At 39.2% G+C, this 23,448-nt stretch carries 26 protein-coding genes; all 26 read left to right on the forward strand.

Annotated elements, in window-relative coordinates; genetic code table 11:
• The coding region (gene smc, locus J6O61_RS03565) for a chromosome segregation protein SMC (protein WP_292209695.1) at nt 1–2,558 on the forward strand (2,558 nt) is incomplete at its 5' end.
• The gene (ftsY, locus tag J6O61_RS03570) at nt 2,558–3,469 is read left to right on the forward strand and encodes a signal recognition particle-docking protein FtsY (RefSeq protein WP_292209697.1); all 912 of its coding nucleotides are present in this window, start codon (nt 2,558–2,560) and stop codon (nt 3,467–3,469) included. The genes smc and ftsY, both read left to right, overlap by 1 nt.
• A 35-nt stretch (nt 3,470–3,504) precedes the next feature.
• Nucleotides 3,505–4,731, forward strand: a complete 1,227-nt coding sequence (gene ilvA, locus J6O61_RS03575; RefSeq protein ID WP_292209699.1) for a threonine ammonia-lyase — start codon at nt 3,505–3,507, stop codon at nt 4,729–4,731.
• Nucleotides 4,732–4,734: 3 nt separating this feature from the next.
• Entirely contained in the window at nt 4,735–5,613 is an 879-nt protein-coding gene (locus J6O61_RS03580; protein ID WP_292209701.1) for a YitT family protein, read from the forward strand.
• Between the two features lie 2 nt (nt 5,614–5,615).
• Nucleotides 5,616–6,704: a glycoside hydrolase family 25 protein gene (locus J6O61_RS03585; RefSeq protein WP_292209703.1), complete on the forward strand. Its 1,089-nt coding sequence runs from the start codon at nt 5,616–5,618 to the stop codon at nt 6,702–6,704.
• 4 nt (nt 6,705–6,708) lie between these two features.
• Complete coding sequence (locus tag J6O61_RS03590; protein WP_292209705.1) at nt 6,709–7,551, forward strand: AraC family transcriptional regulator; 843 nt, start codon at nt 6,709–6,711, stop codon at nt 7,549–7,551.
• 78 nt (nt 7,552–7,629) lie between these two features.
• A complete protein-coding gene (ylxM, locus tag J6O61_RS03595; RefSeq protein WP_292197638.1) occupies nt 7,630–7,980 on the forward strand; it encodes a YlxM family DNA-binding protein in 351 nt (116 codons plus the stop codon).
• On the forward strand, nt 7,980–9,350 hold the full coding sequence (ffh, locus tag J6O61_RS03600) for a signal recognition particle protein (protein ID WP_292209708.1): 1,371 nt from the start codon (nt 7,980–7,982) through the stop codon (nt 9,348–9,350). Before ylxM ends, ffh begins: the two co-directional genes overlap by 1 nt.
• A gap of 110 nt (nt 9,351–9,460) precedes the next feature.
• A complete protein-coding gene (rpsP, locus tag J6O61_RS03605; protein ID WP_292209709.1) occupies nt 9,461–9,703 on the forward strand; it encodes a 30S ribosomal protein S16 in 243 nt (80 codons plus the stop codon).
• A gap of 48 nt (nt 9,704–9,751) precedes the next feature.
• Nucleotides 9,752–9,979 carry a KH domain-containing protein gene (locus tag J6O61_RS03610; protein ID WP_292209712.1) on the forward strand — a complete coding sequence of 76 codons (228 nt, stop codon included), beginning with the start codon at nt 9,752–9,754 and terminating at the stop codon, nt 9,977–9,979.
• 84 nt (nt 9,980–10,063) lie between these two features.
• The gene (gene trmD / locus J6O61_RS03615; protein WP_292209714.1) at nt 10,064–10,882 is read left to right on the forward strand and encodes a tRNA (guanosine(37)-N1)-methyltransferase TrmD; all 819 of its coding nucleotides are present in this window, start codon (nt 10,064–10,066) and stop codon (nt 10,880–10,882) included.
• 1 nt (nt 10,883) lies between these two features.
• Entirely contained in the window at nt 10,884–11,396 is a 513-nt protein-coding gene (gene rimM / locus J6O61_RS03620) for a ribosome maturation factor RimM (RefSeq protein WP_292209716.1), read from the forward strand.
• 74 nt (nt 11,397–11,470) lie between these two features.
• Nucleotides 11,471–12,247 carry a uridine phosphorylase gene (gene udp / locus J6O61_RS03625; RefSeq protein WP_292209719.1) on the forward strand — a complete coding sequence of 259 codons (777 nt, stop codon included), beginning with the start codon at nt 11,471–11,473 and terminating at the stop codon, nt 12,245–12,247.
• Nucleotides 12,248–12,296: 49 nt separating this feature from the next.
• Nucleotides 12,297–13,517, forward strand: coding sequence for a BMP family lipoprotein (locus tag J6O61_RS03630; RefSeq protein ID WP_292209722.1), 1,221 nt, complete (start codon nt 12,297–12,299; stop codon nt 13,515–13,517).
• A 130-nt stretch (nt 13,518–13,647) separates the two neighbouring features.
• The gene (locus J6O61_RS03635) at nt 13,648–15,162 is read left to right on the forward strand and encodes an ABC transporter ATP-binding protein (protein WP_292209934.1); all 1,515 of its coding nucleotides are present in this window, start codon (nt 13,648–13,650) and stop codon (nt 15,160–15,162) included.
• Complete coding sequence (locus tag J6O61_RS03640) at nt 15,163–16,290, forward strand: ABC transporter permease (protein WP_292209725.1); 1,128 nt, start codon at nt 15,163–15,165, stop codon at nt 16,288–16,290.
• A complete protein-coding gene (locus J6O61_RS03645) occupies nt 16,290–17,231 on the forward strand; it encodes an ABC transporter permease (RefSeq protein ID WP_292209728.1) in 942 nt (313 codons plus the stop codon). The genes J6O61_RS03640 and J6O61_RS03645 overlap by 1 nt, the downstream gene beginning before the upstream one ends.
• 5 nt (nt 17,232–17,236) lie before the next feature.
• Nucleotides 17,237–17,665, forward strand: coding sequence for a cytidine deaminase (locus J6O61_RS03650; RefSeq protein ID WP_292209935.1), 429 nt, complete (start codon nt 17,237–17,239; stop codon nt 17,663–17,665).
• A 115-nt stretch (nt 17,666–17,780) separates the two neighbouring features.
• Entirely contained in the window at nt 17,781–18,131 is a 351-nt protein-coding gene (rplS, locus tag J6O61_RS03655; protein WP_013280946.1) for a 50S ribosomal protein L19, read from the forward strand.
• Nucleotides 18,132–18,224: 93 nt separating this feature from the next.
• Entirely contained in the window at nt 18,225–18,821 is a 597-nt protein-coding gene (gene lepB / locus J6O61_RS03660; RefSeq protein WP_292209733.1) for a signal peptidase I, read from the forward strand.
• Nucleotides 18,818–19,699, forward strand: a complete 882-nt coding sequence (gene ylqF, locus J6O61_RS03665) for a ribosome biogenesis GTPase YlqF (protein WP_292209735.1) — start codon at nt 18,818–18,820, stop codon at nt 19,697–19,699. The genes lepB (J6O61_RS03660) and ylqF overlap by 4 nt, the downstream gene beginning before the upstream one ends.
• 25 nt (nt 19,700–19,724) lie before the next feature.
• Complete coding sequence (gene lepB / locus J6O61_RS03670; protein WP_292209736.1) at nt 19,725–20,258, forward strand: signal peptidase I; 534 nt, start codon at nt 19,725–19,727, stop codon at nt 20,256–20,258.
• The gene (locus J6O61_RS03675) at nt 20,258–21,019 is read left to right on the forward strand and encodes a ribonuclease HII (RefSeq protein WP_292209739.1); all 762 of its coding nucleotides are present in this window, start codon (nt 20,258–20,260) and stop codon (nt 21,017–21,019) included. Before lepB (J6O61_RS03670) ends, J6O61_RS03675 begins: the two co-directional genes overlap by 1 nt.
• Nucleotides 21,016–22,749: a flagellar hook-length control protein FliK gene (gene fliK, locus J6O61_RS03680; RefSeq protein WP_292209741.1), complete on the forward strand. Its 1,734-nt coding sequence runs from the start codon at nt 21,016–21,018 to the stop codon at nt 22,747–22,749. Before J6O61_RS03675 ends, fliK begins: the two co-directional genes overlap by 4 nt.
• 2 nt (nt 22,750–22,751) lie before the next feature.
• Complete coding sequence (locus J6O61_RS03685) at nt 22,752–23,048, forward strand: EscU/YscU/HrcU family type III secretion system export apparatus switch protein (protein ID WP_292209744.1); 297 nt, start codon at nt 22,752–22,754, stop codon at nt 23,046–23,048.
• Nucleotides 23,049–23,069: 21 nt separating this feature from the next.
• Nucleotides 23,070–23,435: a YraN family protein gene (locus J6O61_RS03690; protein WP_292209747.1), complete on the forward strand. Its 366-nt coding sequence runs from the start codon at nt 23,070–23,072 to the stop codon at nt 23,433–23,435.
• Nucleotides 23,436–23,448 lie beyond the last annotated feature (13 nt).

Genomic DNA, 23,448 nt, shown 5'->3' on the forward strand with positions numbered 1-23,448 from the left:
AAAAGAAAAAAGAAAAAGAAAAATATCTTTCTGAAAAGGAAAGTATAGATAAGGATGCTTCCGAATTGCTTACAAAGCGTGATTCTGCCAGAAAGGAACTGGAAAGAATTCTTACGCAGATATCAAACATCAATGACGAAGTAGAAAGCTGCAAGAGTGCCATTATTGAAACTCTGAACACGAGAGCCACCATTAAGTCCAAGCTCAGTTCACTTAATACAATGAAGGAGCAGGTAAACATCAGGAAGGCTGAACTTACGGGTAAACTTGTGAGAGCCAGATCCGATGAATCCAAGCAGGAAGAGACAATAAAAAAGCTTCGTGATGAGTTTGACCGCATTACTGCTGAAATATCTGAAATGAATCAGAGGCAGAAGCAGGCAGAAAGTGACGTAAAAGAAATCCGGGAGACTATGTCTCTTAAAGATACCGAACTTAGAAAAGTTCAGGTATTATATCAACAGGAAAAGTCACGACTTGAAGCTTTGGCCAATCTTACAGAGCGCTATGAAGGTTATGGCGGCAGTGTAAAGAAAGTTATGGAAAAAAAGGATACTACACCGGGAATCATCGGTGTTGTAGCCGATATTATAAAAACGCAGCCCAAATATGAAACTGCAATCGAAGTAGCTCTTGGTGGTAATATTCAGAACATCGTAACTGATGATGAAGAGACAGCCAAGAAAATGATTGCATATTTGAAGGAAACAAGAGCCGGCAGAGCGACATTTTTGCCGCTGACTTCTCTTGATAACCCGCCGGAGCTTAAGGCTAAAGAAGCCCTTAATGAAGTGGGCGTGCTTGGTATGGCTGATGAACTTGTTGATACTGATCCCAAGTACAGACAGGTTGCAAAGGCAATGCTGGGAAGGATTGTAGCAGTAGATAATATTGACAATGCTGTTAAGATTGCCAGAAAGTACAACTATACTGTACGTATGGTAACTTTGGAAGGTGAGCTTCTTGTTCCGGGTGGTGCTATCAGTGGTGGCGCTTTCAAGAATAATTCAAATCTTCTTGGCAGAAGGCGTGAAATGGATGAAATGGAGGCCAATGTCAAGAAGTATAAGCTACAGATAGATGACCTTCAGAAAGAAATTGAAGAGAGCAGGGCAAAGAGAAATGAGCTCAGAGCTCTTGCCGAAGAGCTTCGAACTGAACTTCAGGGTAAGTTCATAGCCCAGAACACTGCCAGACTTAATGTTGAAAATGAAGAGACAAGGCAAAAAGAGCAGAAGGCCGGATTCAGCGATCTTAAGGCTGAAAGTGATGAGATTGAGAATAAGCTTTTGGAAATAGCATCTGAAAAGGATGAGGCCCAAAAACTGCTTGATGCTTCTGAAAATACAGAAAAAGAATCTGCGGAAAAAGTCGAGAAATATCAGAAAGAACTGGAAGGACTTCACGAAATCGAAGAAACTGAGAATGAAAAGGTTTCAAAGCTTGATATCGAATATGAGAAGATTGCTCAGAAACTGGACTTCCAGAACCAGAACTTAAATCGAGTAGAATCCGATATAGAGGATCTTGAAAAAGGCCTTCAGGAAATCAAGGATTCCATGGAGGAAAATGTAAGGAATCTTGAACAGAATAAGAAAGACATTGAGCAGATCAGGCTTACTATTGAAGCTTCTGTAGATGCTTCCTCTGATGCGACCAAAGAACTTGAGCAGAAAAAAGAAGAAAAGAATGAATTGTCTGTTGCTCAAAAGGAGTTCTTTGGAAAGACAGAAGAACTGAATAAGCAGATGTCAGATCTTGAAAAAGAGGTTATCAGGCTATCATCCAAGAGGGAGAAATGTCAGGAAGCAATCGAGTCCCATATTAACTACATGTGGAATGAATATGAGATTACACTTTCGGACGCAGCAAAGCTTCGTGATGAGAATATGACGGATGTTCCGGCCATGAGAAAAGAAACCAATTCTCTTAAGGATTCCATCAGAAAACTGGGTGATGTCAATGTTAATGCCATTGAGGATTATAAAAATCTCATGGAAAGATACACCTTTATGAAAACACAGCATGATGATCTCGTTGAAGCGGAAAGACAGCTCAAAGAAATCATTAAAGACCTTGATGAATCGATGCGCAAACAGTTTATTGAGCAGTTCCACAAGATAAATGCCGAGTTCGATCAGGTATTTAAGGAAATGTTCGGAGGTGGTAAGGGTTCTCTTGAACTTGCAGAGGATGAGGATGTTTTAGAGGCAGGAATCAGGATCAATGCGCAGCCACCGGGAAAAAAGCTTGTAAATATGATGCAGATGTCCGGTGGAGAAAAGGCTCTTACAGCTATAGCACTGCTTTTTGCTATTCAGAACCTGAAACCTTCTCCATTTTGCCTTCTTGATGAGATTGAAGCTGCCCTCGACGAGAATAACGTCGTTCGTTTTGCCAAATATCTCCACAAGCTTTCAAGTACACAGTTTATTGTAATTACTCATCGTCGTGGTACAATGGAAAGTGCTGACAGATTATATGGTATTACCATGCAGGAGAAGGGCGTATCTACTCTTGTAAGTGTAAACCTCATTGATAAGGAGCTTACTAATTAATGGCCAATAATTTTTTTGCTAAACTGCAACAGGGGCTGACCAAGACAAGAGACAATATTGCCAGAGGTTTTGACAATGTCTTTTCAGGATTCTCAAGTATAGATGAAGATTTCTATGAAGAACTTGAAGAGACGCTTATTATGGCTGATATTGGTGTCAATGCAACAAGTCGTGTCATGGATGAACTTAGAAGGCAGGTAAAAGAAAAACATATTTCAGAACCAAATGCGTGCAGGAATCTTCTGAATGAGATTTTGAGAAAGCAGATGAGTACTGATGAACATGCATATGATTTTGAAGACAAGAAAACAATTATTTTTGTAATTGGTGTCAATGGAGTAGGGAAAACTACATCGGTTGGAAAACTAGCTTCGATTTTCAAAAATAAAGGTAAAAAAGTACTTATTGCTGCTGCGGATACATATAGAGCAGCTGCTACTGAACAGCTGGCGGAGTGGGCAAAAAGAGCCGACACTCCTTTGATAGCCGGGAAAGAAGGGGCGGATCCTGCAAGCGTTATATACGATGCAGCATCCAGCTTCAAAGCTCGTGGTTGTGATATCCTGATAGTTGATACTGCAGGGCGTCTCCATAACAAAAAGAATCTTATGGATGAACTGGCAAAAATGAACAGGATAATAGATAAAGAGTTGCCAGGAATTTGGCGTGAAAACTTCATTGTTTTAGACGGAACAACAGGTCAGAATGCAATTATGCAGGCCAGAGAATTTGGCGAAGCAGCAGACCTTACAGGTATTGTGCTTACCAAACTTGACGGTACTGCAAAGGGAGGCATTGCGGTGGCCATTGTTTCGGAGCTTAATATTCCGGTTAAGTATGTGGGAGTAGGAGAGGGAATTGACGATCTTGAGAGATTTAACTCGGACGAGTTCGTTGATGCCCTGATGTAAAACAAACATAAAGTAAGCAATATCTAGGAGGAACCATGGGAAACGGGGAAAAGATGACACTTGAAAAATTTGAAGAAGCGTATGAAGACGTAAAGAAAGTCACATTGGAGACCAAGCTTATCTATAGTGATTATTGGAGCTCTGCAACAGGTAATAAAGTATATTTAAAACCTGAAAATCTTCAGAGAACAGGTGCTTACAAGGTTAGAGGTGCCTATTACAAAATAACAACTCTTTCTGATGAAGAGAGAAAGAAAGGTCTTATTACTGCTTCTGCAGGTAATCACGCCCAGGGTGTTGCTTATGCTGCAAAGTGTTATGGAGTTAAGGCTACAATCGTAATGCCAACTTCTACACCTCTTATTAAGGTTAACAGAACAAAAGCTCTTGGTGCCGAAGTGGTGCTTCATGGAAATGTCTATGATGAAGCTTATGAGCATGCCAAAAAACTTGCTGATGAAAATGGCTATACCATGGTTCATCCTTTTGATGATCTTGATGTTGCTACAGGACAGGGAACCATCGCAATGGAGATCATTAAAGAGCTTCCGACAGTTGATTACATCCTTGTTCCTATTGGTGGAGGCGGACTTGCAACCGGCGTTTCTACTCTTGCCAAGCTCCTTAATCCAAAGGTTAAAGTAATTGGAGTTGAGCCTGCAGGTGCGAATTGCATGCAGGAGTCTATTAAAGCAGGCCATGTAGTTACACTTCCTACTGTAAATACTATTGCAGACGGCACAGCTGTAAAAACTCCGGGTGAAAACATTTTTCCATATTTAAGTCAGAATATTGATGAAATCATCACAGTTCCGGATGAGGATCTTGTTGTTGCTTTCCTTGATATGGTTGAAAACCACAAGATGGTAGTAGAAAACTCAGGACTTTTGTCTGTTGCTGCATTGAAGCAGCTTGATGTAAAGGACAAAAAGATCGCCTGTGTTCTGTCAGGCGGCAATATGGACATTATTACAATGTCATCTGTAGTACAGCAGGGACTTATTATGAGAGACAGAATATTTACTGTTTCTGTACTTCTTCCGGATAAGCCTGGCGAACTTTCAAGAGTTTCCGGTGTTATTGCTGATGTAAAAGGAAATGTTATCAAACTTGAGCATAATCAGTTTGTGTCAATAAACAGAAATGCCGCTGTTGAACTAAGAATCACTCTGGAAGCCTTTGGAAGTGAGCACAAACAGCAGATTATTGACGCTCTTAATGATAATGGTTATAAACCCAGAATAGTAAGGACAAATATTTAAGTAATGAATAGAATCAAATCAAAAAGATTAAGAAGAATAGCAGAATATATACTGATAACAATAGGATCAATCATATATGGAGCAACCACGGCACTACTTATTGATCCTAACAATATAGCACCGGGAGGACTTACCGGTCTTGCTATTGTTCTTAACAGAGTTGTTCCCATGGGAACTGGTATGTGGTTTCTTGTTATGAACATACCTATTTTGATTCTTTCCATATGGAAGTTTGGAATCAGATTTACGATTTCAACTATATATGCCACGGCTGTTATTTCATGGGTTACTGATATTTGCACAACATTCTTTTCAGGTTCTATTATTCATGACGTGTTTTTGGGAGCATCATTTGGTAGTGCTGCTCTTGGTGTTGCCATTGGACTTATTTTTAAATGTCATGCCACAACCGGCGGCACCGATGTTATAATTAAATTATTAAGGATCAAGTACCCACATATTAAAACGGGAATGCTTTATCTTTTGACAGATATTATTGTGCTCTTGATTGCAGGTATTGTGTTTGGAGATTTTGCAGCTTCTTTATATTCCTTTATGTCGGTAATGGTTACTTCATATGTTCTTGATCTTGTTTTGTACGGAAGAGACGAAGCTAAACTTATTTATATTATTTCTGATAAGCCGGACATTATAACCAAGAGACTTCTTGATGAGCTTGATATAGGTGCTACCCATGTGTTTGCCAAGGGAGCATACAGCGGGGAAGACAAAAAGGTTATTATGTGTGCCATTAAAAAGAGATTATCTCCTCTTGCAGAGGACATTGTAAGAGATGAGGATCCTAACGCATTTATGATCATCTCAAGTGCAAGTGAGATATATGGCGAGGGCTATAAAAGTTATTTCGACGAGAGAATTTAATTATGAACAGTTCATCCGGGGATTTTCGCGAAAGAAAAGGTGTTAGAAACACTCACAATATAATTTCAATAATATTTTTGAGCCTTGTGGCGCTTTTGGCACTTTCTTTTAGCATCGCGCTTCTTATTAAGAACGCCATGCTAAAAAGAGAAGAAGAGGCAGTAAGAAGTGAGCTTGAAGCTTTGAATAATGAAGGCTATTATACAGAAGTAGAAACTCAGATTCTTATAGATGAAGCCAAAAAGACTGCTGCAGATGAGACAGAAAAATCCATTAAGGATACCATTCAGAAAAAACTTGAGGCCGGTGATGGAACAACGCAGACTATAAGGTCTCTTTTTCCTGAACAGATAGTTGTGGCAAGTGGCGGAAGATATTATTTCTTTCCTATTACTGACGAGGTTGAACATCATCCCTTTTCCGAAGACGACTTTGAATTTGATGATAAGGGATTCCTTCAGTATGTTGGGACTGATGACAGCATCAAAACCAGAACAGGTGTTGACGTTTCCAGATTCCAAGGTGATATAGACTGGGAAAAGGTTGCGGATGCCGGAATTGAGTTTGCTATTATAAGAACCGGCTTTAGAGGTACTACAGAAGGTAAGCTTCTTCAGGATGACTATTTTGAAGATAACATAAAAGGTGCCTCTGAAAATGGTATTGATGTTGGTGTTTACTTCTATTCACAGGCTGTAAATGAAGAGGAAGCCATGGAAGAAGTACAGATGATGCTTGATATGATCGAGCCATATAACATTGAGTTTCCTGTTGTTATTGATATAGAATCTGCTGAATCTGATTCTGCAAGGACAGCCAATCTTTCATCTGATGTCTATGAGGAAGTTGCCAAGGTTTTCTGTGAAGCTGTTAAAAAAGCCGGCTACAAGCCGATGATATACGGAAATGTGAAATCCTTTACACTTTTAATGGATGCGGCAGATGTTGATGATTATGATATTTGGATTGCTTATTACGGAACGCCGCTGTATTATCCTTATCATTTTGACATTTGGCAGTACACATCTACGGGAACTGTAGACGGAATCTCTGGTAACGTTGACCTGAATATTTGCATTACTGATTATTGATCATATGGATACAAAAGACTACGAACAGAAGGGCTATCTTAACGAGGATTACAAGTTTTTTCATATCTGTGATAGCGAGAACATAGATATCCCGTTTCATTATCACGATTTTGATAAGCTTATTCTGATATTAAGCGGAAATGTAAAATATATTATCGAAGGGCGAGAGTATGAACTTTTGCCCTTCGATTTTGTGCTTGTAAACAGGTTTGATATTCATAGACCGGTTTCCCTGGCTGATGATGGAAAAAAGAAATATGACAGGATAATTCTTTATCTTAATCACGATTTTCTAGAAAAATATGGGCTTTTAGATGCTTTTTGTAAGGCAAAAGAAATGGAGAGCTGCGTTGTCAGATTCCCAGCTGATATCAGCACTAATATATATGATGCTTTTTGCAAAATAGAAGAAGATCTGAAAGTGGAAGATAGGGAATATGCAGGTAAGCTGTCTACAGGGATAGATGTTTTGAGAGCTTTGATTGAATTTAACAAAGCCTGTATATCAGAAGAACTTGGCTTTACTCAGGAAGCCAGATACAACCGAAAAGTAATTGATATCATAGAGTATATCAATAAAAACCTTTCCAGGGATCTTACAATTGACAGACTTGCGGATAATTTCTATATGAGTAAGTACCACATGATGAGAGTGTTTAAGCAGGAGACAGGCTATTCAGTACATCAGTATGTTTCTGAAAAGAGGATTCTTTTTGCCAGGACGCTGATAATGTCAGGAACTCCGGCAACCAGTGCCTGCCTTGAAGCGGGGTTTAATGACTATTCATCATTTAGCAGGGCATTTAAATTGCAACTGGGGATGTTACCGTCAGATGTAAAAATGTAGGTGTCAAGAAAAAATACTTGACACCTCTTTTCTTTTTATATATTATAGACATTGTTGATTTTTAGGAAGAGGTATATCATGGAGAAAATCGTAGAGCAGGGTCTTCTATATGATTTTTATGGCGAGCTTCTGACAGAGCATCAGAGACAGGTCTATGAAGCTGCTGTGTATGATGATATGTCACTTACTGAAATAGCAGATGAGCACGGTATCAGCAAACAGGGAGTACATGATCTTATCAAGAGATGTACCAAGACTTTGCAGGGATACGAGGATAAACTTCACATGATTCGAAGGTTTGAAGCTATCAAGGAGAGTGCTAAAGAGCTAAAAAGCGTTTCTGATTATAATGGAGATATGTCAGATGAGGAGCTTCGAAAGAGGCTGGGCAGTATTTCCGACAGAATTTTAGAGGAGCTTAATAACTAATGGCTTTTGAAAGTCTTACTGATAAATTGCAGGATGCCTTTAAGGGGCTTCGCAGCAAGGGTGCGTTAACTGAAGATGATGTAAAAGCAGCTTTGAAAGAAGTTAAGATGGCTCTTTTAGAGGCAGATGTTAACTTTAAGGTTGTTAAACAGTTTATTTCTTCTGTTCAGGAGAGGGCTGTCGGAGAGGAAGTCTTAAACGGACTTAACCCTGCTCAGATGGTCATCAAGATTGTTAATGAAGAGATGACAAAGCTCATGGGAAGCGAAACCACAGAGCTTTTACTGCAGGATAGCAAGTATATTACTGTTATCATGATGTGTGGTCTTCAGGGTGCAGGTAAAACAACTACCGCAGCTAAACTTGCCGGTAAACTTAAGGGCAAAAGAAAACCTCTTCTTGTTGCTTGTGACGTTTACAGACCTGCAGCTATTGATCAGCTTGAGGTTAATGCTAAAAAGCAGGAAGTTGATTTCTTTTCAATGGGCACAGATGTTAGCCCTGTTAAGATTGCTAAATCCGCAATGGACTATGCAAAAGAGCATGGTCACAACGTTGTAATTTTAGATACAGCAGGTCGACTTCAGATAGATGAAGCGATGATGAAGGAACTGCGTGATATTAAGGATGCTGTAACTGTGCATCACACACTCCTTGTAGTTGATGCCATGACCGGACAGGAAGCTGTTAACGTAGCAGAACAGTTCAACGAAAAAGTAGGTATTAATGGCATCATCCTTTCCAAGATGGACGGTGATTCACGAGGTGGTGCGGCTCTATCAACCAAGGCAGTTACAGGCAAGCCTATACTTTTTGTTGGTATGGGCGAGAAGTTATCTGACCTTGAACAGTTCTATCCGGATCGTATGGCGAGCCGTATCCTTGGAATGGGAGATGTGCTAAGCCTTATTGATAAGGCTGTTGAGGCCAACGCAGAGCGTGATGCTGAAAAAGACCGTGAAATGGTCTCCAAGATGAAGAAGGGCAAGATTGACTTCGAAATGTATCTTGAGAGCATGAAGCAGATGCGTAATATGGGAGGACTTGCTTCCATAATGGGAATGCTCCCGGGAATGGGCAAGATAAGTGACGATCAGCTCCCTGATGAAAAACAGCTTGCAAGGATTGAAGCAATAGTTCTTTCCATGACACCTGAAGAGAGGAAGAACCCAAAGCTTATGAGTCCCCAGAGGAAATTCAGGATAGCCAAGGGCTCGGGCAATGATATAGCCGATGTTAACCGCTTTATTAAACAGTTCGAACAGATGCAGAAGATGATGAAGCAGATGCCCGGACTTATGGGTGGAAAAAGAGGATTTGGCAAGCTTGGCAATATGTTTGGCGGATTTGGCGGAAATAAGTTCTTTTGAGCAGAAGCCTTTCATTTGATATGACGATATGTGATTCAGCAAATAGCTGGTTTAAGCATATAAATACAATATAATTATCTATCTTATTTATTAAACGGAGGAAATTTAAAATGGCAGTAAAGATCAGATTAAAGAGAATTGGTAAGAAGAAGGTTCCTTTCTACAGAATCATCGTTTCTGATTCAAAGTTCCCTGTACAGGGTAAATTCATCGAGGAAATCGGAACATACGATCCTAACACAGATCCCAGCACAGTAAAGGTTAACGAAGAACTTGCAAAGAAGTGGCTTGCTAACGGTGCTCAGCCTACAGAGTCTGTTGCTAAGCTTCTTAAGCAGGCTGGTATCAAGTAATTAAACTTGGTTTTTTACATTTAAATTACTTGTGCCGGAGGTTAATCAATGAAAGAGTTAGTTGAAGTAATCGCAAAATCGCTCGTTGATAATCCTGAAGAGGTCGTTGTGACACAGAAGGCAGATGGGCGCAATATTATGATCGAGCTTCATGTTGCACCTTCAGACATGGGCAAGGTAATTGGCAAACAGGGACGTATTGCTAAGGCAATCAGAGCCGTTGTAAAGGCTGCTTCTACAAGAGAAAACCTCAAGGTGGATGTAGAGATAGTTTAAGCCAAAAAGTTTGAGTCGAATTGGATTTCCGATTCGGCTCAAATTTAAAATAAGCATTTTGCTTTAATTTATGTAGGATATAAGATGAATTTTCACATCATGACATTGTTTCCCGAGATGGTTTCGGGCTCTCTTTCAAACAGTATAACAGGAAGAGCTGAAAATAAAGGAATTATTAGTTTTAACGCAGTTAATATAAGAGATTATTCAGGTGATCTCAAACATCACAAGGTTGACGATTATACATATGGCGGCGGTGCAGGTATGCTTATGCAGGCACAGCCTATTTATGATTGCTTTATAGATATCAGAGACAAGATTATCCAAAACGGAGGGAAAATTCCAAGAGTTATTTATGTTACCCCACAGGGAAGCGTATTTAATCAGGAAAAGGCCAGAGAGCTTTCCAAAGAGGATGATCTTGTTTTTTTGTGCGGACATTATGAGGGAGTTGATGAAAGAGTCCTTGAAGAAATAGTTACTGATTATATTTCCATAGGAGATTATGTTTTAACAGGAGGAGAACTTCCTGCTATGGTTATGATCGATGCCATTGCAAGGCTTGTGCCCGGAGTTTTAAATAATGATGAGTCAGCTCTTACTGAAAGTTTTCACAATAACCTTTTGGAATATCCTCAGTATTCAAGGCCTGAGGAATGGATGGGCAAAAAGGTGCCACCTATTCTTTTATCAGGTGATCACAAAAAAGTTGATGAATGGAGACTTGAGCAGTCTATCATAAGAACTAAGGAAAGGCGACCGGATCTTTATGAAAAATGGCTTTTAGAAAATCCGCCAAAGCCTGAGAAAAAGAAAAGAAGAAGGCGTAAAACTGCAGAAGAACCAGTAGTATCTGAGAATGCTGCAATTGATAGTGATTTTGATTTAAAAGATGGAGAATGATATGACAGAAACATTTCAGGTTGGTGTAATAGCATCTACACATGGCCTTATGGGTGAAGTTAATGTATTTCCTACAACAGAAGATCCAAACAGATTTAAGAAACTTAAGAAAGTTACTCTTCATACTGGGAGAGGCGAAGAGATAGAACTCGATGTGCAGAGTGCAAGATTTTTCAAGAAGTTTGTCATTGTTAAATTCAAACAGTTTAATAATATTAACGAAGTTGAAAAATTTAAAGGGTGTGAACTTACGATTGAGAGAAAGGATGCTCTAAAGCTTAATCCCGGCGAGTATTACTGTGCCGATCTTATAGGTCTTGATATAGTTGATGATGATGGCAATACACTTGGAACTGTTTCTGATATTATTCAGACGGGAGCTAATGATGTATATGAGATGAAAAGGGCAGACGGTGGAGAAAACGTCTATATTCCCGCTATTAAGGACTGTATAAAAGAAATTGACATTGAAAACAATAAAATTGTAATCCACGTGATGGATGGACTTATGTAAATCTTGATGACTTTTATTATCAAATAAACTATAATTATAGGTGTTAGTTTTTACAAGGAATGTGAGGAAAAGTAATGGTTGATTATACAGAAGGTGCGGGGTATCAATATCATACACATGTTGCTCCCGGTGATGTCGGAAGATATGTTATTCTTACAGGAGACCCGGGAAGATGTGAATCTATTTCCAAGTTATTGGATAATCCCAAATTTATTGCTTATAACAGAGAATATAACTGCTATACAGGAACTCTGGACGGTGAGAAGGTCAGTGTAATTTCTCATGGTATAGGTGGAGCTTCTACAGCTATATGTATCGAGGAACTTGCGAAGTGCGGTGCCGATACATTTATCAGAATGGGTACATCCGGTGGAATGCAGGATGATGTAATCGGAGGAGATATAGTTATCGCGTCAGGAGCTATCAGAGCTGAAGGCACATCTAAGGAATATGCTCCAATCGAATATCCGGCAGTAGCTTCTTTTGAAGTCGTTAATGCGCTTGTTGAGGGTGCAAAAAAAGCCGGGGCCAACTATCATGTAGGAGTTGCTCAGTGCAAGGATTCATTTTTTGGACAGCATGAGCCTGAGACAAAGCCTGTCGGACCTGAGCTTTTATATAAATGGGACGCATGGATCAAGTGCGGAGCTCTTTGTTCTGAGATGGAGAGTTCAACATTATTTATAGTCGGAAGTTATTTAAGACTTCGCACAGGTGCTGTTTTACTGGTTGTTGCCAATCAGGAAAGAGCCAAAAAAGGTCTTTCCAATCCACAGGTTCATGAAATGGATAAGGTATACAGTACCACAATTGAAGCCATCAGAAGGCTAATTGCTTCGGATAAAGCCTGAAATGGGTTTATCAATAAATGTTTTCATCAATCAAAAATGGAGGACGATTATGAAAAAGAAATTTTTAGCAGTACTTATGGCTGCAACTATGGTTTCTTCACTTGTAGCTTGCGGACAGAGCGCTACAACAACAGAAACTACTGAGGCTACTGAGGAAACTCAGGCTACAGAAACTATTGAAACCACAGCTGAGGCAGCTCCTGAAACAACAGAGGCAACAGGTGACAAGATGATGATTGCTATGGTTACAGACTACGGTGATATCACAGACCAGTCTTTCAACCAGTCTACTTATGAGGCTTGTAAGGCATTTGCTGAAGCAAATAATGCTGAGTTTACATATTACAAGCCGGAAGGTGATTCAACAGCTGAAAGAGTTGCTATGATCGATAAGGCATATGCTGATGGCTACAGAATAATTGTAATGCCGGGTTATGCTTTTGCAGAAGCTATTAACGAAACAGCTGATATGTACCCGGATGCACAGTTTGTAGCACTTGACGTTTCAGAGTATGATCTTGAAGGTGATGGATCTGATTTTAATTCAGAGACATATGCTAACGTATTTTCTGCAGTATATCAGGAAGAGCTTCCTGGATACATGGCAGGATATGCAGCAGTAAAGATGGGATATACACAGCTTGGTTTCCTTGGCGGTATGGCTGTTCCTGCTGTTATCCGTTATGGCTACGGTTTCGTTCAGGGTGCTGACGCTGCTGCAAAGGAGCTTGGCGCTGACGTTTCTATCAACTATGCATATGGTAACCAGTTCTATGGTGATTCAGATATCACAGCTGCTATGGATACATGGTATCAGGGCGGTACACAGGTTGTATTTGCTTGTGGCGGCGGTATCTTTACATCAGCAGGAGAAGCTGCTGCTAAAGTAGGCGGTAAGGTTATCGGTGTTGATGTTGATCAGTCCAAGACTATCGATGGAATGTTTGAAGCAGGTATGACAGTTACATCAGCTATGAAGGGACTTCAGGCTACTGTTAATACACTTCTTGCTGCTATCAGAGATGGTCAGTGGGATTCTTATGCCGGCAAGATTCTTAACCTTGGTCTTGTTTCAGGTGATGATACATCTCTTAACTATGTTGGTCTTCCTGAAGACACAACTGTTTGGACAGATTCCTTTACAGTTGATGATTACAAAAAGCTTGTTGCTGATATGGTAAGCGGAGCTATAACAGTATCTAATGATACAACAGCTGCAGAGCCTACAGCAGAAACAGTAAAGATCAACTTCCAGGGCAATATTAAGTAATATTTACTTCTTTTATGAAGTTCAGGGACCGGAAGCCTCAAAACTTTCGGTCTCTTTTTACCACTTGGATGGTTATAAAAATATGTAGGAGGAAAAAAAGGTGGCTTTAGAAAGCGCGTATGCTATTGAAATGCTGGGTATTACAAAGCGTTTCCCTGGAATAATTGCGAACGACAATGTTACTATTCAGCTGAAAAAAGGTGAAATACACGCTCTTTTAGGGGAAAACGGTGCTGGTAAGTCAACACTTATGAGCGTTTTGTTTGGCCTTTATCAGGCAGAAGAAGGCGTTATAAAAAAGGATGGCAAAGTAGTTAAAATCAATAACCCTAATGATGCTAATGATCTGGGAATAGGAATGGTGCATCAGCACTTTAAGTTGGTTCAGTGTTTTTCTGTTCTTGATAATATTATTCTTGGTGTTGAGACTACAAAACATGGCTTTTTGCAGAAGGATGTTGCCAGAAAGAAGATTATGGAGCTTTCTGACAAGTATGGTCTTAAAGTAGATCCTGACGCAAAAGTAGAGGATATTACTGTAGGAATGCAGCAGAGAACTGAAATTCTCAAGATGCTCTATAGGGATAATGAGATTCTTATTTTTGATGAGCCGACAGCTGTTCTGACTCCTGCAGAAATAGATGAACTTATGCAGATTATGAAAAATCTCTCTAAAGAGGGAAAATCCATTCTTTTTATTTCCCATAAGCTTGCAGAGATTATGGCTGTTGCTGACAGATGTAGTGTACTTAGGCGTGGTAAGTATATTGGAACGGTTAATATTGCTGACACTAATCAGGAAGAGCTCAGCCGTATGATGATTGGAAGAGATGTCCAACTTGTTGCTACCAAGGAAGATAAGACTCCCGGAGATGTAATTTTACATGTTGAAAACATGACTGTTCCATCAAAGCTTCATCATAATAATGCTGTTAAGAATGTGTCTTTTGATGTCAGATCGGGAGAGATCGTTTGTATAGCAGGAATTGATGGAAATGGTCAGACTGAGCTTGTTTATGGCCTTTCGGGACTTGAGAATATTACTTCCGGCAAGATTACATTGTCAGGCAAGGATATTTCTCATGCTTCCATAAGGGAGAGGTCTCTTAGCGGAATGAGTCATATTCCTGAGGACAGGCATAAACATGGTCTTGTAATGGATTATTCTCTTGCCTATAATCTTGTACTTCAGAGATACTTTGAACCACAGTTTAGTACAAAGTATGGATTTTTGAAAAAGAAAGAAATCAATAATTATGCTGAAAAGCTTATTGATCAGTATGATATCAGATCAAGTCAGGGAGCCCCTACGATAGCAAGGAGTATGTCAGGCGGTAACCAGCAGAAGGCTATTATCGCAAGAGAAATTGATAAAGATCCCGATCTTTTGATTGCGGTTCAGCCTACAAGAGGTTTGGATGTAGGTGCTATTGAGTATATACACAAACAGCTTATAGCCAGGAGAGATGAAGGACACGCTGTTTTGCTGGTATCTCTTGAACTTGAAGAGGTTATGAGTATTTCCGACAGAATTCTTGTTATGTATGAAGGACAGATAGTAGGGGAGTTTGATCCTAAAAAGACAACTCCCGAAGAGCTTGGTCTTTACATGGCCGGAGCTAAGAGAAAGGAGGCTGGAGCTTAAATGGCAAGAAATAATAAAATAGAAAAAGAAAGCTTTTTGTCAAAGCCTGCAATCCAGTCTATTATGGCGTCACTTCTTTGTATAGTTATAGGACTGCTTATTGGATATATAGCGCTTCTTATTATAAATCCGGTTGGTGCTACTGAAGCCATTATCACAATTATCAAAAATTATTTTACTTATCCTTCTAAAGCCGCTGCGCTTAAGTACCTTGGAAATACACTTGTTAAGGCTTCTCCGCTTCTTATGTGTGCTTTATCAATTCAGTTTTGTTATCAGGCAGGCCTGTTTAACATAGGAGCAGCGGGACAGTATGTTGCCGGTGCAGGTGCATCACTTTTTTGTGCGCTAAGCCTTGGTCTTCCCTGGTATGTTTGTCTTGTTGCTGCACTTTTGGCAGGTGGGATCTTTGGCGTTATTGTAGGTCTTTTAAAGGCTTATCTCAATGTTAATGAAGTTATTTCGGGAATCATGCTCAACTGGATAGGTCTTTATACGGTAAACATGCTTTTGGGCGGTGTAAAAGAGGTTTCAAGTCCCTATACACTGTCAATTGCAAACACAAATCCAGGTGCTTTGATCCCGTCACTTGGACTTGAAAAGCTCTTTTCAAATAATAAGTACGTTACTATTGCAATTCCTCTATCTGTAATAATTGCAATAATTCTTAAGATTGTTTTAAGTAAGACTGTTTTCGGATATGAGATAAAGGCGACAGGTATTGCAAAGGATGCCGCAAAATACAGTGGAATGAAAGAGAAGAAGAACGTTATCGTTACTCTTTTTATTGGTGGAGCTCTTGCAGGTCTTGGTGCTGCGTTCCTTTTCCTTACAGGCTATGAGCAGTGGTCTGTAACACAGTCATCTGTTCCTGGAATGGGCTTTAACGGTATTGCTGCGACGTTCCTTGGCGGACTTGATCCTATTGGAACAATTTTTGCATCGTACTTTATTCAGCACATTACAAGTGGTGGATCATACCTTGATAAAAATGTTTACCCATCACAGATTTCAGACTTTATATCTTCAATAATAATTTATCTTTGCGGATTTGTTCTTTTCTTTAAGTTCTTCTTGAATGGCAGGATAAGAGCAAACAAAGAAAGAAAAGAAGGAGGTAATAAATAATGGTATTACTTCTTCAATACACATTACTTTTTGCTTCGGTTCTTATTTTGGTTGCTCTTGGTGGATGCTTTTCTGAACACTCAGGTGTAATTAACCTTGGACTTGAAGGAATTATGGTTATGGGAGCATTGGGCGGAGCTTTAACCTTAAAAGTTATTTCTCCTGAACTTCCTGCTATTGTTATTGTTCTTGCGGTTTTACTTGCATCAACGGTTTGCGGTGTTGTTTATTCAATGCTTTTGGCATTTGCCTGCATCAATTTTAAGGCGGATCAGACACTGGTTGGAACTGCTCTTAATATGCTTGCTGCGGCTGCTGCAACAGTAATTGTTAAGACTATAAACATTGCTGAGAATCCTGATAATGTGTCTTCAACTGTTCAATATGTTGCTTCTAAAAAAGCGCTTGTTGTAAGTATAGGCAGTTTCCAGTTTAACTGGTTTATGCTTGTGGCACTTTTGGCACTCATCGCAGCATATGTGATTCTTTATAAGACAAGATTCGGTTTAAGACTTATGGCTTGTGGTGAACATCCTCAGGCAGCTGATAGTGTAGGAATCAATGTTTATACTATGCGTTGGGCAGGAGTCCTTATTTCAGGCATGCTTGCCGGAATCGGCGGAATTGTCTATATTACAGCCGGTGTAAGCGAATGGAAGTTTGAAAACGGTGTGGCAGGCTTTGGATTCCTTGCTCTTGCCGTTATGATTTTTGGGCAGTGGAAGCCGGTTAATATCGGACTTGCGGCTTTACTTTTCGGATTCTTCAGAGCCCTTTCCAATGTATACTCCGGTTTTGATTTCCTTGCAGCACTCAATATCCCGAGTTCTGTATACAATATGATGCCTTATATTATTTCTCTTGCGGTACTGGCGTTTACATCAGCTAATTCAAGAGCTCCTAAGGCAGAAGGAATTCCTTACGATAAGGGATCAAGGTGATAATGATGAACGAAACACAGATAAAAGAGCTTATTGAGAAGGCTCTTGATATGAGGAATTATTCATATACTCCATATTCTCATTTTAATGTAGGTGCGGCACTTCTCAGTACAGATGATAAGATTTATACAGGCTGCAATATTGAAAATGCTTCTTATACACCTACAAACTGTGCTGAAAGAACTGCATTCTTTAAGGCAGTTAGCGAAGGAGTACTTACTTTTAAGGCTATAGCGATTGTCGGAGGTCCTGCCGGGGCTTCTGAACTTGAATTTTGCCCTCCGTGCGGAGTCTGCAGGCAGGTTATGAGCGAGTTTTGTGACGATTCATTTTTAGTAATCGTTGCCAAGTCGGTAGCTGAGTACAGGGTATACACTTTACCTGAAATTTTGCCTGACAGATTTGGACCTTCAAATCTGATAAAGGCAAAATAATGTTTTTGTTGACGTACCTGCAGGGTTTATGTTATATTATAGTACGTTGTGAAAATCAGACGGTCCTCTGTCACGGCAGTCGTGTTAAGAACGTCCATAGAATAGGAGAAAAGATATGAGTACAATTATCGAAGAGCTCGAGAAGGAGCAGCTTAATGCTAACGCACCTCAGTTCCACACAGGCGATACTGTAAGAGTACACGCTAAGATCAAGGAAGGAAACCGTGAAAGAGTACAGGTTTTTGAAGGAACTGTTAAGAAGATCCAGGGTGGCAGCAACCGTACAACATTCACAGTAAGAAAAGAGTCTTATGGTGTTGGTGTTGAAAAGACTTGGCCACTTCACTCACCTATCGTTGAGAAGGTTGAGGTAATCAGAAGAGGTAAGGTTAGAAGAGCTAAGCTTAACTACCTTAAGGGTCTCACAGGTAAGAAGGCAAAAGTTAAGGAACTTGTTACCAGATAAGTTGTTAGTTAAAAGGCAGTTACTTTTTAGTAATTGCCTTTTCTTTTTCTATCTAATGGATATTGCACTTTTAATACGGCGTAGAGGATGAACATGTTTAGGAAAAAGAAAAGAAATCTTTACCTTAATCCCAAGAAAAAAATAATAACACCGAAAGTTCTCCACGAAATTTTTTCGTGGTTGATTGTTACTGCAATTTCGATATTTCTTGCTACAGTCTTTGTGATTGCGCTTGGAATGCAGGTAACTAACATTGGAGATTCCATGAGTCCGTCCCTTGAAAGTGGTCAGGTAGTACTTGTGGACAGGTTAAAGTATAAAATTCTGAGACCCTCTGCAGGAGACATTATTGCATTTTTACCAAATGGTAATTCCAATTCACATTATTACGTGAAGAGAGTTGTGGCTACTCCGGGGGATAAGCTGCAGATTATTGATGGCTATTTATATGTAAATGGTGAAAAAACTGAAGATACCGATGAAATATATGATAAAATGGAAGATGCAGGGATAGCCGTAAACGAAATAAAACTTGGGAGCGGAGAATACTTTGTCCTTGGAGATAACAGAAACAGCAGTGAAGACTCCCGCAGCGCCAATATTGGTATCGTAAAATCCAATATGATAGTTGGTAAGGTGTGGTTTAAACTAGGTTCCAGTGATTTTAGCGGAGGTTTTGTTCTAGAATGAATTTACAGTGGTATCCCGGTCATATGACTAAAGCAATCAGAATGATGCAGGAGAACATCAAGCTGATTGATATTATAATTGAAGTTGTAGACGCTAGAATTCCGGCTTCATCCAGAAATCCCGATATAGATGAACTGGGGAAAAATAAATTCAGACTTATTATTCTTAATAAAGCTGATCTGGCAGATTCATCTGTCACTAAACAGTGGAAAGAGTATTATGAAAAAAATGGCCTGTTTGTTATGGAGATGAATTCCAAAACAGGCAACGAGGCAGATAAAGTTAAAGAGCTGGTTCAGAAAGCCTGCGCTGAAAAGATAGAGAGAGATAAAAAAAGAGGTATTATCGGACGGCCTATAAGAGCGATGGTTGCAGGTATTCCAAATGTCGGTAAGTCAACTTTTATAAATAAACTGGCAGGAAAAGCTTCTGCCAAGACCGGTAATAAACCGGGTGTTACTAAGGGTAAACAATGGATTACTTTAAGTAAAAGCATGCAGCTTCTTGATACACCGGGGATTCTTTGGCCTAAGTTTGAAGATCAGGAAGTGGGACTTAAGCTTGCACTCATAGGATCAATGAATGACGAAAATATTGACACCGCTGAGCTTGCATGTGAGCTTATTAAATATCTTGATAGATTTTATTCAAAGGTCATTTCGGAAAAATATGATATAACGGATGATCAGCTTATTAGTCTTGAAGAAGATCAGTATTCAACACCTTCAAGCAGAGTTTTATCAGCAATAGCCATAAACAGAAAGTGTCTTCTTGCAGGTGGAAACCCTGACATTTCAAGAGCTGCCTCCCTTCTTTTAGATGATTTTCGAAATGGAAGACTTGGTAAGATATCCCTTGAAAGACCAGAATTACAATAAACATAAAAGTGATGGGACAATAGTTATGAAAAAGTTTCTTAAAGAACTGCTCAGTACAGTAATATATTTAGTTGTCATTTTTCTTTTAACATTTCTTTTTATTACCTTTGTAATGCAAAGAACAGAGGTCAGCGGACAGTCTATGGAGCCGACTCTTCAGGATGGAGATTCGCTTTTGATAGAAAAAGTTTCCTATAGATTCAGTTCGCCCAAAAGATTCGATATTATTGTGTTCCCGTATCAGTATGGGAATGATCAGTTCTTTATCAAAAGAATCATTGGTCTTCCGGGCGAGAGCATACGAATAGATTATGATGGTAATATCTACGTTGATGGAGAGCTTTTGGAAGAAAACTATGGAGCAGAGATAATTATTGATCCAGGAAGGGCTGAAACAGAAGTAGTACTTGGAGAAGATGAGTTCTTCGTCATGGGAGATAATAGAAATCACAGCATGGATAGCAGGGACATTTCTGTAGGAAGTATACATAAATCTGATATAATAGGCAGAGCTTTTGTCAGAATATATCCATTTTCCAAATTTGGGAGCATAAGATAATGACATCAATGATAGATATTAAGGCTGCATTGCAACTTGCGACCACCAGGGAAGAGTATATTTCTTTTATCAACGAATATTCTGATGATGAAAGAAGCGGCGTTAAAAAGCTTGTGGAATCAGCCGGCAAAAAATTAAATGCTCTTGAAAAGGAAATTGCTCGAATTGAAGATATGAAAAAATACGAGCGAGAGTATGCCCATCTGGGACTTATATGCGGAATTGATGAAGTCGGAAGGGGACCTCTTGCAGGTCCTGTCTATACAGCTGCGGTTGTACTTCCACCGGATTGTAGCATTCTTTATGTTAATGATTCTAAAAAATTATCCGAAAAAAAAAGAGAGGAGCTTTATGATGTTATTATGGAAAAAGCTCTTGCTGTTGGCATCGGATGTAATCCTCCTGAAAGAATAGATGAGATAAATATTCTTAATGCCACTAAAGAGGCTATGATAAAGGTTGTTAAGAGTTTATCCGTTAAGCCGGCAACTCTTTTAATAGATGCTGTTCATCTTGAAGGAATGGATGATTATAATCAGGTTTCAATTATAAAAGGTGATGCCAAGAGTATATCAATTGCTGCAGCAAGTATAGTTGCGAAGGTTACAAGAGATAGGATTATGAAAGAGGAAGCTTATAAGTATCCTGAGTATCACTTTGATTCTAATAAAGGCTATGGAAGTCAGGATCATATTGAAGCTATAAAAAAATATGGTCCTTGTCCGATACATCGAAGATCTTTTATAGGTAACTTTGTATGAGTGGTATTTCTAATGTATCACAATCTAATCTTGTTACTATTCAAAATGGCAGTCTGATTCAGGGAAAAGAGGTTAGTGAGCAGCCTCTCAACCTGAAAAACGGTTCTGTCATTCAGGGTACTATTGTGTCAATTTTAGATACTGATAATGGGAAAATGGTAAATATAAATGTCTCCGGTAATGAGATAGCTGCCTTCTTGCGTGATGAAATGAATTTAAGAGAAGGACAGACTATGCAGTTTGCGGTTAAGGGGCAGACTGCAAAAGCTATTTCCATTATGCCTTTATTTGAAAATACAGCAACTTTTAGTAGTGCTATGAAAGCACTTTCTGAAGCAGGTCTTGAAAATACTCCCGAGAACCTTAATATGGTTCGTGAAATGATGGAGGCACAGCTTCCTATCGATAAAGGCTCTTTGCAGGAAATGAATAGAAATATGAATTTATTTCCTGAGTCTCCGATTTCTACATTGGTTGAAATGAAAAGCCTTAATATTCCAATTACAGATAACAATATAAAGAGTTTTGAAAGTTACAAAAACTATGAGCATCAGGTAGTGGCTGAAATGGAAGATATAATGGATTCACTTCCTGATTCATATAATACACTGATTTCAAATGGTGAAGAAACCAAAGCTCTTAATTTATATGGTGCAGTTCTTAAAGCATTCGGCGGCGAAATCAGTAAAAACACCGGAGAGTTTACATATAACAGTCCGGCTGTTTCTGCAAATTCTCCGGAGATTACTGAAGGATTAAATAATCCTAATGTAAAAGCTCAAACTACGGCCCAGACTCCTGCTCAGATTAATGCTCAGACTCCGGTTAAAGAATTAGGGCAGGAAGTTGAAACAATGACTTTTGAACTGACTGCTCAGGAAGATGGTGTGATTTTAGAAAGCGCAGGGAAAAATGTAAATTCAAACAGAGCCTATTCTTCCGAATTTATAGATACTTTACGTAATCTTGGCGTGTCTGAAGAAATAATAAATAAGCTAAATACATCTGATTCCAAGGAACTTTTCAGGGAGCTTGCAGTAAGATTTGAAAATTCAGATTTACAATTGATTCCTGAGAGTGCTTCATGGAAAAAGCTCTTTTCAAGCGAAGAGTTTGGAAAGATACTAAAAGAAAATATAGAGGGACAGTGGCTTCTAAAACCGGATGAAGTTGAAGATAAGGAAAATATAAATAATCTATATCAGAGGCTTGGCAATCAGGTAAAGCATCTGGCAGAGGCTGTAAATAATGTTGGGCATAATGATTCAAAGCTTGGTCAGTCACTAAATAGTCTTTCTAATAATCTTGATTTTATGAATCAGCTGAATCATTTGTTTCAATATGTTCAGCTTCCGCTACAAATGGCTGGGCAGAATGTTCATGGCGATCTTTATGTATACAGAAATAAAAATAAAAGAATGAGTGAAGATGGCTCTGTGAGTGCTGTTCTTCACCTTGATATGGATAATCTGGGGCCTATTGATGTATATGTTAAGCTCCTGGAAAAAAAGGTTACGACTAACTTCTACGTAGCAGATGAGATGGTTCTTGATCTTATAAATGATAATATTCATATTTTGGATGAGAGACTTCAGAAAAGAGGATATACCATGAATGTATCATTAAAACTTCATGATGACATTGATGGAGACGATGCTGCTGTAGATGAGATGTTTGAGGTTGCAAAAACACCTTTAATATCAACAACTTCTTTTGATGCGAGGGCATAGGTATGGCTGAGGAAAAGAAAGAAAAACCAAAAACCGCCGTGGCGCTTTCATATGATCCTAATGAAGACGGCGCACCTAAAGTCATTGCTTCGGGAAAAGGCGTTCTGGCAGAAAAAATAATTGAACAGGCAAAAGAAAATAAGATTCCGGTGCATGAAGATGATAAACTGGCTGAAACTCTTTCCAAGCTTGAGATTGGTGAGATGATACCGCCGGAGTTATATGAAGTTGTCGCTGAAATACTTGTTTTCGTTGATGCAATGGATAAAATAAAAGCCAAAGACCGTAGCCTTAAGTAGATATAGAAGGAATAATAAGAATTGAATAAACGGGACATTGGCTCATGGTATGAGACACTTGCATGTATATACTTAAAAGAGCAGAATATTAAGATTTTAAAGAGAAATTTCAGAGTAAGAAGCGGTGAGATAGATATAGTTGCATTCGATGGCAAGTATTACTGCTTTATAGAAGTTAAATATCGAAAAAACACAAAATATGGCGGCCCGGAGGCCGCCGTTACTTTGTCTAAACAAAAACAGATTTGTAATGTATCAAGATTCTATCTTGCCTTCAATCAGATATCTGAATCAGCTCCCATTCGCTATGATGTTATAGCTATTTCGGGAGAAGAGGGAGCGTCAACAATAAAATGGTATAAAGATGCATTCCAGTACATGCTTTGAACCTGAGTATTAG

The organism is Butyrivibrio sp. (assembly GCF_017635265.1).
Lineage (GTDB): Bacteria > Bacillota > Clostridia > Lachnospirales > Lachnospiraceae > Butyrivibrio.